Annotated in this window: 11 protein-coding genes; 6 read left to right on the top strand and 5 right to left on the bottom strand. The window is 61.5% G+C overall.

From position 1 onward, the window contains the following. The first annotated feature begins 122 nt into the window (after positions 1-122). Entirely contained in the window at positions 123-1004 is an 882-nt protein-coding gene (galU, locus tag RO009_12840; protein MDT3685914.1) for a UTP--glucose-1-phosphate uridylyltransferase GalU, read from the top strand. Between the two features lie 34 nt (positions 1005-1038). Here the strand turns inward: galU and RO009_12835 are convergent, their stop codons facing one another. Beyond that, positions 1039-2655, bottom strand: coding sequence for an outer membrane beta-barrel protein (locus RO009_12835; GenBank protein ID MDT3685913.1), 1617 nt, complete (start codon positions 2653-2655; stop codon positions 1039-1041). Between the two features lie 298 nt (positions 2656-2953). Here RO009_12835 and RO009_12830 point away from each other — a divergent pair, with 298 nt between their 5' ends. Next, on the top strand, positions 2954-3586 hold the full coding sequence (locus RO009_12830; GenBank protein ID MDT3685912.1) for a L,D-transpeptidase: 633 nt from the start codon (positions 2954-2956) through the stop codon (positions 3584-3586). Between the two features lie 96 nt (positions 3587-3682). Here the strand turns inward: RO009_12830 and hemH are convergent, their stop codons facing one another. Then, the gene (gene hemH / locus RO009_12825) at positions 3683-4735 is read right to left on the bottom strand and encodes a ferrochelatase (GenBank protein MDT3685911.1); all 1053 of its coding nucleotides are present in this window, start codon (positions 4733-4735) and stop codon (positions 3683-3685) included. A gap of 84 nt (positions 4736-4819) precedes the next feature. On the opposite strand from hemH, the gene RO009_12820 reads away from it, so the two are divergent. Further along, positions 4820-6358 (top strand): bifunctional UDP-sugar hydrolase/5'-nucleotidase, encoded by a 1539-nt coding sequence (locus RO009_12820; protein ID MDT3685910.1) that lies wholly within the window; start codon positions 4820-4822, stop codon positions 6356-6358. Between the two features lie 48 nt (positions 6359-6406). Here the strand turns inward: RO009_12820 and RO009_12815 are convergent, their stop codons facing one another. Then, positions 6407-6874 carry a DUF992 domain-containing protein gene (locus RO009_12815; GenBank protein ID MDT3685909.1) on the bottom strand — a complete coding sequence of 156 codons (468 nt, stop codon included), beginning with the start codon at positions 6872-6874 and terminating at the stop codon, positions 6407-6409. Between the two features lie 258 nt (positions 6875-7132). Further along, entirely contained in the window at positions 7133-8338 is a 1206-nt protein-coding gene (locus tag RO009_12810) for a pyridoxal phosphate-dependent aminotransferase (GenBank protein ID MDT3685908.1), read from the bottom strand. Positions 8339-8757: 419 nt separating this feature from the next. Between RO009_12810 and RO009_12805 the strand changes: the two genes are divergently transcribed. The 3 genes from RO009_12805 (at position 8758) to RO009_12795 (ending at position 11034) form a co-directional block, all read left to right on the top strand. Then, positions 8758-9393, top strand: a complete 636-nt coding sequence (locus RO009_12805; protein MDT3685907.1) for a glutathione S-transferase family protein — start codon at positions 8758-8760, stop codon at positions 9391-9393. Between the two features lie 139 nt (positions 9394-9532). Continuing rightward, positions 9533-9823, top strand: a complete 291-nt coding sequence (locus RO009_12800) for a hypothetical protein (protein ID MDT3685906.1) — start codon at positions 9533-9535, stop codon at positions 9821-9823. A 65-nt stretch (positions 9824-9888) separates the two neighbouring features. Further along, positions 9889-11034 carry a PQQ-dependent sugar dehydrogenase gene (locus tag RO009_12795; GenBank protein ID MDT3685905.1) on the top strand — a complete coding sequence of 382 codons (1146 nt, stop codon included), beginning with the start codon at positions 9889-9891 and terminating at the stop codon, positions 11032-11034. Between the two features lie 3 nt (positions 11035-11037). Here the strand turns inward: RO009_12795 and RO009_12790 are convergent, their stop codons facing one another. Beyond that, positions 11038-11394 (bottom strand): DMT family protein, encoded by a 357-nt coding sequence (locus RO009_12790; GenBank protein MDT3685904.1) that lies wholly within the window; start codon positions 11392-11394, stop codon positions 11038-11040. Between the last annotated feature and the right edge of the window lie 54 nt (positions 11395-11448).

Here is an 11448-nt window from a genome sequence, read left to right as displayed (position 1 = left end):
TGATTGCAAGATTATTAAGGGCGCCCACAATCCCGTGGCAGCAAGGATGTCGGAATGATTTTAACCTGCAACGCCATAATATCGCACCTCTCCTGTTCCCTGACCGAGACCTGTTTTTCCGCATGAAACCCATTCGTAAAGCTATTTTCCCCGTCGCCGGCCTCGGCACCCGTTTCCTGCCCGCCACCAAGGCGATGCCGAAGGAGATGCTCACGGTCGTCGACCGGCCGCTGATCCAGCATGTGGTGGACGAGGCGCGCGAGGCCGGGATCGAACACCTCATTTTCGTCACGGGCCGCAATAAATCGGTGATCGAGGATCATTTCGACCGGCAATTCGAACTGGAGGTGACGCTCAAGGAGCGCGGCAAGAAGAAAGAGCTCAAGCTGCTCGACGACGACATGCCGGGTCCGGGACAGACGAGTTTCACACGCCAGCAATCGCCGCTCGGACTGGGTCACGCAGTCTGGTGCGCACGCGACATCGTCGGCGACGAGCCTTTCGCGGTCGTCCTGCCGGACGTGCTGGTGCAGAGCAAACGCGGCTGCCTCGCGCAGATGATCGACGCCTACGCAAAGTTGAAAACAAAGGCCAACATCATCGCGGTCGAGGAAGTGCCGATGGAGCGTGTGCATATGTACGGCATCGTCGGCGTCGGCAAGGGGAGCGGCAATTCCATGCCGATCATCCGGATGGTGGAAAAGCCGAAGCGCGAGGACGCCCCCTCCAATCTCAGCATCACCGGCCGCTACATTCTGCAGCCGGAGATTTTCGATATCCTGGAAAACCAGCAGACCGGCGCCGGCGGCGAAATCCAGCTCACCGACGCCATGATCGCGCTCGCGAAGAAGCAGCCATTCCATGCGCTGAAATTCGAAGGCCGCTCGCACGATTGCGGATCGAAGATCGGATTTCTCACCGCCAATGTTGCCTATGCGCTCGAACGCGACGACATCGCGCAAGAATTCCGCTCTGAACTGAAAAAACTGCTTGGCGAGAAATGATCTCTTGTCTCTCCCCGCGCTCGCAGGGACAAGATCACCGCTGGAAGCGGAGCCCGACCATCGCGATATTGGCCGTGTAGTCGACGCCCTCGACATTCGAGCGTAGCCATTCGCGCCGGAATTCGCCTTTCAGGTGCACTTCGCGGGTGAACTTGTAGACCAGCGCGGTCGATACCGAATAGCGATCATCGACGCGCGGTGAACCTTCGTAGTCGTCCCGGCCGTAGCCGAACTTCAGCGTGCCGATCAGCCAGCGCCGGAAACTGTGATCGATCTGCAATCCGACCTCCCGCGTGAATGCACCCGAGACGCCGGGCAATACCGATTCATCCACCCGTGAGTTCGCAGTCAGCTTCAGCGTGGTCAGCGGCGTCGCGTAGTAGATGAGCGACGCGTCGTAGATCAGGCCATGAATTTGTCCGAGGGTCGGATCCTTGTAGTCGCGCTGCAGCCAGCCGATCGAGGCTTCACCGACGAGATGCCGCGTCAGTTCGAAGGTCGAGCCGGCGCGGATGACCTTGCCGTCGGAGTCGCGCTGTATTCCCGAAAAATCATATTGCAGATCGTGGATGCGCCGGTCGATACCCCCTTCCACAAAGGGCGTGACCCCTGGATAGACTTCATATCCGGCGCGCAGCAGGCCGGTATATTGATCGTAATTGCGGTCTTGCAGACTGATGATCGAACCATCGTTCAGCTCCGCCTCGTCATAGGCCGTACGATCGAACAGGCCCTTGGCCGAAATTTCCAGCCGGTTGAATTGATGCGCGAGCCCCGCGGTCGCGCCAGTCTGATAATAGATCGGCGGCTTGGCGATACCCAGTGGCAGATTGGGATCGCTCGGCGAATCTGCGAGCAGCTTGTAGCGGCCTTCCAGATTGGCGCGCGTCTGCTTGCTGATATCGATGCGGGTCTTGGCGTTGAGATCGACATCCGGCTTGTTGAAATTCTCCAGCTTATTGTACCAGGTGTATTTGCCTTTCAGATCGGCGGTGAATTCGTGCCGCGACCAGTCCGACTTCACCTGCAGTTCCGGCGCGACGGTCTGGAAGGCGGAACCGGCCGGATTGGGTGAGAGCGGCGGATTGCTGTCGTGCCCGGCATAGACTTCGATCGCCGGGCGCAGGATCAGAGATCCCGCGCGGATCCCGACAGGACCGAACGGATCTTCCTCCACGTAAACCTTTCGCACCGGGCGCGGCGTCGTGCCGACGATCTCCGGCGAGCCGGCGCTGCGGCTGAGCGCTCGGCTCGTCGCCACGCTTGTCGGAACCGGGCGGAACATCGGTGCGACAGTCAGATCGGGCACCCGCGCAACCACCGGCTGCGCGGTCACCGCCTCGACTGCTCTGCGACGCCGGTTGTCTTGCTGCACGCGCCGCTTGCTGCGCATGTTGGTAGAATCGAACCCGGTCGTGCCGGCGCCGAAGCCGGCCGAGTAGCCATATTGCGGACGACCGAAGCGCTGCGGATTATTCGGGTCGCCATCGATCAACGGCCGGAACAAACGAGAATCGGCAGGGTCAGCCTGGATGCCGCGCTCCTGCGGCAGGGCCTGCGCAATCGCTATCCGAGCACCGCAGATCAGCATTGCGCAAACAATGCCGGCCCCGAGCGGTATTCCCAGACCGTGCCGGCGCAATCCCGCCACCTTTGAACTCCCAATATCCGCCTTGAGTCCCGCGGACCAACCGACAGCAACCGGCCTCGCGGCCGGCGAAAATGGTTAATGGAGTTAAAAGGCTTATGGTTAATGGGAGGTTGAAACTGGTTAACAGGAGCTTGATGGGCTTTGTGCCGCGCTTCGTAGCAACCAGACATTCCCTCAGCGATCCAATCCGCTCCGTCCACGGCTGCAGACTCCTCTGCATCCTCGGAGCGCCCTCGCTTCAAGAACCGAAAGGCAGAGATAAGTGATTAGCAGGCGAGCCTTTGTTTTGGGCGTTCCGATGATCGCCGCCGGTTGCGTTACCCGCTCCGAACCCCCGCTGGTGCAGGGCGTTCCGATCGATCCCTATTATGCGGCGATGTATGGTCCGATCGACTCGGAGCCGTTTCCGCTCCCTCCAGTTGATCTCAATGACGTCGACCCGCGCTTCTGGCGCCGCGAGGTGAGATACACCACGCCCCACCAGCCCGGCACCATCGTCGTCGATCCGTACCGGCGTTACGCCTATCTGGTGACGGAACGCGGCCGCGCGATCCGCTACGGCGTCGGCGTCGGCAGGACCGAGGCGTTCAACTTTCAGGGCGACGCGGTGATCGCGCGCAAGGCCGAATGGCCGCGCTGGACGCCAACCGCGAACATGGTCCGACGTGAGCCGGAGCGCTACGGCCCCTATGCGGACGGGCTGGAAGGCGGGCCGCACAATCCGCTCGGCGCCCGCGCACTTTATCTCTATCGCAATGGCCGCGACACGCTTTATCGCCTGCACGGCACCAACGAGCCCTGGTCGATCGGCCAGATGGTGTCATCAGGATGCGTGCGCTTTCTGAATCATGACATCATCGATCTGTACCGGCGCGTGCCGATAGACACCAAAGTTGTCGTGCTGGGCGGCCGGCCGCTTCTGCAGAGTTAAGCGTCATTATCATGCCCCGCGAAAGCGGGGCATCCAGTAAACTGGAGATCTTGTGCTACTGGATCGCCGCTTTCGCCGGCGATGACAGCATTTGGGCTAAAGCCAGCCCAGCAGCTCACGCTCGACAAGATGTCGGATCACCGCCATGCCGAGATCGGAATCATTCAGGCAGGGGATCGCCGCGAAATTCTGCCCGCCATTCGCTCTGAAGATGTCGCCGTTTTCGACGGCGATCTCCTCCAGCGTCTCCAGGCAGTCGACTGAAAAGCCAGGAGTGATGATGGCAAGGCTTCTTACGCCGCTCTTCGCCAGCGCCTCCACCGTCTTGTCGGTGTAGGGCTGCAGCCATTCGGCGCGGCCGAACCGTGACTGGAAGGTCATCAGCAACTTGCGCTCGTCCATGCCAAGCGCTTCCCGCATCAGCCGCGTCGTCTTGGCGCAATGGCAATGGTACGGATCACCCTTGTCGAAATACTCCTTCGGAATGCCGTGATACGACGCAAGGATGACCTCGGGCTGAAACGGCAACTTTGCCAGCTCCGTCCGCAGTGACGAGACGACGGCGTCGATGTAGACCGGATCGTCATGGTAGGGCGGCGCAACACGCAGTGTGGGCTGCCAGCGCATGCGCATCAGCTGGCGGAAAGCTTCATCGCACACCGTCGCCGTCGTCGCCGCCGCGTATTGCGGATAGAGCGGCGCGATCAAAAGCCTCTCGCAGCCTTGCGCCGCCAGCACCTCGATGCGCGAGGCGATGGATGGATTACCATATCGCATCGCCCAGTCGACGACGATGCGTCCATTGCCGAGCATCGCGGCCAGCTTATCCGATTGCGAGCGAGTGATGGTCTTGAGCGGCCCTTCGTTCTTCTCGCGGTTCCAGATCGTGTCGTAGTCGCGCCCCTTGGCTCGCGGTCGCGTGGTCAGAATGATGCCGTTGAAGACCAGCTTCCAGACCAGCGTGTTTTCCTCGATCACGCGCTTGTCGGAGAGAAACTCCTTGAGATAACGCCGCATCGACCAGAAGTCGGTGGCGTCGGGGGTGCCGAGATTGACCAGCAGCACGCCGATGCGGCCCCACTGCACCGGCGGATGATCCTTCGGCAGATGGCTGGCATCTGGCTGAAACGGCTTTTCGAGTCTATTCATGGTTCGCACACCCTCAAAGGGCATGACCCCTTTCGTTTGCGGCCATGCTAAGCCACACAAGACTAACGGAAATCAATCGCTAAAATGCCGCTTACCCGCCGCCTGTTTCTGCTCGGCTCGTCCTGCCTCGCACTGCTCGCGGGTTTGCCGCGCCTCGCCCGGGCCGAGACCGCCTGGATCACGTTTATTTTAGTCAATGACATCTACCTCATGAACGAGGAGGAAGGTCCGGACGGCAAGAAACGCGGCGGCTTTCCGCGCCTCGCCGCCATCGTCAAGGCCGAACGCGAGAAGGCCGCGAAGTCGGGCGGCCGCGTGATCTTCGCCCATGCCGGCGACACGCTCTCGCCGTCGCTGATGTCCGGCATCGACCGCGGCTATCACATCGTCCAGCTGCTGAACATGATTCCGCCGGACATCTTCGTGCCCGGCAATCACGAATTCGATTTCGGCAAGGACGTATTCCTGCAGCGGATGAGGGAGGCGAAATTTCCGCTTTTCGCATCCAACATGCGAAACGGCGATGGATCGATGCTCCCCGGCTTCAAGGACCGTGCCATTCTCGAGATCGACGGCGTGCGCATCGGCCTGACCGGCGCGGCGCTGACGGAAACGCCGCAGGTGTCCAATTCCGGCGACGTCCGCTTCTCGCCGCTGGTCGCTTCGGTACGGGAGCAGACCAAGGCTTTGCGCTCGGAAGGCGCCGACTTCACCGTCGCTGTCGTGCACGCGCCGCGCAACCAGGATGTGGACCTGTTCACCAGCCACGCCGCCGATCTCGTCCTCACCGGGCACGACCACGACCTGTTCCTCGACTATGACGGCCGCACCGCGATCGTGGAATCGAGCCATGACGCGCATTACGTCACGATGATTGATGTGACGATCCGAACGGGCATGGCCGAGGGCCGCCGCATCACGTCCTGGCACCCGAAATTCCGCGTCGTGGATACCGCCGATGTCGAACCCGATCCGGCCGTGCTCGCGATGGTGCGCGGTTACGAAGCCGAGCTCTCCAAAGAGCTCGATGTGCAGATCGCGACGACGGCTGTGCAGCTCGACAGCCGCACGGCGACGATGCGCACGGGCGAAGCCGCCATCGGCAATCTGTTCGCCGACGCCATCCGCACGACGACGGACTCCGATGTCGCGCTCACCAACGGCGGCGGCATACGCGGCGAAAAGGTTTATGCGCCCGGGTCAGCGATCACGCGGCGCGACATCCTGGCGGAATTCCCGTTCGGCAATCACGTTGCGGTCCTGGACATCAGCGGCAAGGCCTTGCGCGCGGCGCTGGAAAACGGAATCAGCCGCCTGCCGGATGCGGCCGGTCGCTTCCCGCAGGTTTCCGGCATGCGCTTCGAGGCCGATCTGTCGAAACCCGCGGGGCAACGCGTGCTGTCGGTGCAGGTCGGAGGCACGCCGCTCGACGAGAGCAAGAAGTACAAGCTCGTCACCAATGATTTCCTCGCGCGCGGCAGCGACGGCTACACCATGTTCCGCGACGCCAAGACGCTGCTGCCCTATTCCGACGGCCCGCTGCTGGCGAACGAGGTGATGGTGTATCTGAAGAAGATCGGCACGGTGAAGACGGGAGTCGAGGGGCGGATTGTATTCAAGTGAACGAACCGTCACCCTGAAGTGCGCGCAGCTCAGGATGACGGATCGAGTTCAACGCCCAAATCTCAGCTCCATCCCCGCAATGCCGGCGAACACATTCAGCCCGACCTGACCGCCGACACTGAGGGGCTGCAAGGCGAAGGAATTATTGGAGCCGCCATAAAGCACATTGGCACCGAGGCCGGCGCCGACGGTAGCTCCGGCGGTGACACCGCCGTAATTGCCGGAAAGGTCGCCGAGGCCGATCTGCTGCGTCGGCGCGAACACGCCCCAGACAAGGCTCGACACCGCGGTGGCGCCGAGATCGACGCCGGCGCGACGGATCGTGGCCCGGTAGGCCTGCCGCGGCCCGACATCCGGACGATAAATGCAATTCAAGTCGGTGACCGAGCCGATGACAAAACCGACGGTCTCCCCGCCGGTGCATTCCAGCACACCGGCCTGCACCTGCTGCGCGGAAGAAGGAACGGACGACAGCGCGAGCAGCGCCAGTCCGGCAAATGTCGAAAGAAAGCGCATGAGACTATCCCGTTACTGAGATCCTGGCGTCGCTGCGGCAGCGCGCGCATGGTGCGCACCCTAGAGGGCGATCGTCACCGATGCGATAAGACTTTGCTTCAAATTTCCGCGTTTTGTTTCACTTCTCCCCGCGCGCGGGGAAAGGTCGATTTGCGAGCGAAGCGAAGCAAAACGGGTGAGGGGGCATCTCAAAGGCACGTGCCATTGGAGATGCCCCCTCACCCGTCTTCTCCTCGTAAACGGGGAGAAGCAAGCCGCTTACTTCAAATTTCCGCAAAAGCGCTGGATACGCTTGCAGGCCTCTTCCAGGTCTTCCGTCTTGGTGGCGTAGGAGATGCGGAAGGCCGGGCCCAGGCCGAAGGCCGAACCCTGCACCACCGCGACGCCCTCGGCCTCCAGCAACTCGGTCACGAAATCCTGGTCGGTTTCGAGCTTCTTGCCGGTCGATGCTGTCTTGCCGATGGCGCCGGCGCAGGACGGATAAACATAGAAGGCGCCTTCCGGCGTCGGGCATTTGATGCCATTCGCCTGATTGAGCATCGAGACCACGAGATCGCGGCGCTCCTTGAAAATCTTGTTGTGCTTCGCGATGAAATCCTGCGGCCCGTTCAGCGCCTCCACCGACGCCCATTGCGAAACCGCCGACGGGTTCGAGGTCGACTGCGACTGCAGCATCGCCATCGCCTTGATCAATGGCTCCGACCCGCCAGCATAGCCGATACGCCAACCGGTCATGCAATAGGCCTTCGACACGCCGTTCAGCGTTAGCGTGCGGTCATAGAGCGACGGCTCGACCTGTGCCGGAGTAGTGAAGACGAAATCGTCATAGACGAGATGTTCGTACATGTCGTCTGTGAGCACATGCACATGCGGATGCTTCACCAGCACGTCGGTGAGCGCCTTGAGCTCGGCGCGCGTATAGGCGCCACCGGAGGGATTCGACGGCGAGTTGAAAATCAGCCACTTGGTCTTCGGTGTGATCGCCTTTTCAAGCTGTTCCGACGTCACCTTGAACCCGGTTTCCATCCTGGTCTCGATCGCCACCGGCACGCCTTCCAGCAGCGACACGATTTCCGGATAGCTCACCCAATACGGCGCCGGGATGATCACCTCGTCGCCGGGATTGAGGGTCGCCATCAGCGCGTTGAACAGCACCTGCTTGCCGCCGGTGCCGACGCTGATTTGCGAGGGCTTGTAGTCGAGTCCGTTCTCACGCTTGAATTTCTTGACGATGGCGTCCTTCAGTTCCGGGATGCCGTCGACATTGGTGTATTTCGCGGCCTTGCCGCTTTCGATGGCGCGGATCGCGGCCTGCTTGATGTTGTCCGGCGTGTCGAAATCCGGCTCCCCGGCGCCCAGCCCGATCACGTCGCGGCCCGCCGCTTTCAGCGCCCGCGCTTTGTCCGTCACGGCGATGGTGGCAGAGGGCTTGATGCGCTTGAGCGAGTCCGCGAGGAAGGCCATTTTTCAGTATCTCCGGTAGGAGCGCGTCAGGACGCGCGACCAGGCAAAAAACCGGGCCGTTGGTAAAACGCCCTGCCCGCAGGGGCAAGCCAGAAACGCTGATGCGCCCATTCCTTTGATTGATGGCCGGGATGCCTGCCCCGCCTCCCGGGGACAGGCCAATGGCCGCTCCAAATGACAGGCGAATGACGCTTTACCCGAATTTGAAAAAACAAAATGGAGCGGCTGTAAAACGGACTTCGGTTGCAATGCAAAAGAGAACAGTTTTCCGATTCAAGAAGATGTGACGCGCAAATCCGTCTTTCTTTTCGCATCGCCCCATCGCCGCCTTGCAATTGCCGCCCTTCCCTTCTCTTGTCCGCCGCGTCACAATCCACCTCATTCGGACCGGCGACGCCGAATCTCTGTTGGAGATGCGCATGCACAGACTTTACTCGATGCAGCGCTCGGGCAATTGCTACAAGGTGCGCCTCGCGCTCGCCCAGCTCGACATCCCTTATGAGAATGTCGAAATCGACATTCTCAAGGGCGAGACGCACACGCCCGATTTTCTGGCAAAGAACCCAAACGGTCAGATCCCGCTGCTGGAGACTGCACCCGGCCGCTATCTCGCCGAATCAAACGCCATCCTGTGGTTCCTGGCGGAAGGTCACCCGCTTCTCGGCGAGGACCCGGTGCAAAGGGCCTGCGTGCTGCAATGGCTGTTCTTCGAACAGCACGCCATCGTCCCGAATATCGGCGCTGCCTATTTCTGGCTCTGTCTGGTGCGCGGGGGACGCGACCTGCAGCGCCATGCGCTCGATGACTGGATGGAGGAAGGTCAGCGTTCGCTCAATCTGCTGGACAAACATCTCAGCACTCGCCGCTACATTGCGGGCGACCGCTATTCGATCGCGGATATCGCGCTCTATGCGTATACGCATCTGGCCGAGCAATGCGACTTCGACCTGTCACCGTTCCCGGCCTTGCGGGTGTGGCTGGCGCGTGTGGCGGCTGAGCCCGGGCATATCGGCATGGACTGGACGCCGATCTTGCTGAAGACCGCGGCGGAGTGACGATTTAACCGTTTATTAACCAAAAGCCTTCGGATCGCCACGATCCCTCAAAAGCTTTGCCGCTTTCCGGCCGGAAGCTGGCCTGCTTCCCCTACGATAATGCCTTCAAGACCTGATTCGTTTTCGGAGCTTGAAGACCATGAGGAATCGGATCGCCGGGATCGGATTCCAGCATCCTGTGCGCAATATTCGCCGTCTGATGGCGCGCCGCGTTGCGTTCACCGAATTGCTGATGACCGTCGTGTTGGTGGTGTGCCTCGCCGTCGCGCTCACCGCCGTCTCCTTCGGAATGGCGCGCGCCGATACCTTGGGCGCGATCGTCGATGGCCGCGACGGAGCGTTGGCGGTGACGACATTCTTCGCCTTGCTCGTCGCGGGCATGGGCGGCATCACCGCCGTGGTGACGCGGCGCGAAAGGCGACGCGACTGAAGGGACTACCGGAACTGTTCAGACGTTCTTACCGTTAGGAGCCAAGCCTTCGACGGAGATTGCCGATGCATGCGCGTCTGACAGCCGGCCTTGCCGGCCTTGTTCTTGCAGCCAATGTTGCAGGCAATCCCGTATCGGCGCAGACGCCCGTTTTCAAAAGCGAAGCCGGCAACATCCAGGTGGAAACGATCGCCACCGGCCTTGTGAACCCCTGGGCGCTCACATTTCTTCCCGACGGGCGCCTGCTGGTGACCGAACGTCCGGGGCGGATGCGGCTGGTCTCGCCCGACGGCAAGCTTTCGCTGCCGCTGGCGGGCGTGCCGAAGGTGGCGGCGTCGGGCCAGGGCGGGCTCCTCGATGTCATTGTCGACCGCGACTTCGCGCGGAACCGCACCATCTATTTCTGCTATTCCGATCCTGTGAGCGGCGGCGCGCAAACCGCACTCGCGCGCGCCGAGCTCGATGCGGGCGAAACCCCGAGGCTCGACAAGGTCCAGCGCATCTTCCGGCAGGAAGGGCCGCCATCGAGCGGCAATCATTTCGGCTGCCGCATCGTGCAGATGCCGGACGGCAACCTGTTTCTGACCACCGGTGACCATTTCGGCCCGCGCGATCAGGCGCAGAATCTCGGCACGCATCTCGGCAAGGTGATCCGCATCGCGCCGGACGGTTCGGTGCCGAAAAACAATCCCTTCGTCGGCAAGCAGGGCGCCAGGCCGGAAATCTGGAGCTACGGTCACCGCAACTCGCAGGGCGCGGCGCTCAATCCGGCCTCCGGCAAGTTCTGGATGCACGAACATGGGCCGCGCGGGGGCGACGAGATCAACATTCCGGAAGCCGGCAAGAATTACGGCTGGCCGGTGATCGGCTATGGCATCGACTATTCCGGCGCGAAAATCCACGAGGCCACGCAAAAGCCCGGCATGGAGCAGCCGATCATTCAATGGACGCCGGTGATCGCGCCGTCCGGCATGACGTTCTATCAGGGCGAGCTGTTTCCAAAATGGAAGGGCAATGTGTTCATCGGCGGGCTCGCCACCCGAATCCTGGTGCGGCTTGAATTGAACGGCGAGCGTGTCGTGCACGAGGAGCGGCTGTTGCGCAATCTCAACGAACGCATCCGCGACGTACGTGCGGGACCGGACGGGGCGCTGTGGCTTCTCACCGACAATTCCGCCGGTCGCATTCTGCGCGTCACGCCGGCGAAGTGAGCCTCACCATTTCTGGAAGACGAAGAAGGCACCGAGCGCGATCAAACTGAAGCCAAGTGCATGGTTCCAGCCGAGCGGCTCCTTCAGATAGAGAACGGAAAAGACCGCAAACACCGCGAGTGTGATCACCTCCTGCATGGTCTTGAGTTCGGCGGCGCTGTAGACGGCGCTGCCGAAGCGGTTGGCGGGCACCGCCATGCAATATTCGATGAAGGCGATCCCCCAGCTCGCGACAATGACGAGCAGAAGCGGCGCAGCCTTGAACCGCAAATGTCCGTACCAGGCGAAGGTCATGAAGACATTGGAGCCGATGAGAAGAAGAAATGGCGTGAGGTAGGGAGAAAACAGCGTCGCGGTCATGATCTGCCAATCGGTTTCAAAAATGCCGGAGATGAACGGAATGGCGTCTCGCCG

Source organism: Pseudorhodoplanes sp., from assembly GCA_032027085.1.
GTDB lineage: Bacteria > Pseudomonadota > Alphaproteobacteria > Rhizobiales > Xanthobacteraceae > Pseudorhodoplanes.
Note: the sequence above shows the minus strand (reverse complement) of the source record. Positions and strands in the feature narration are given on the sequence as shown.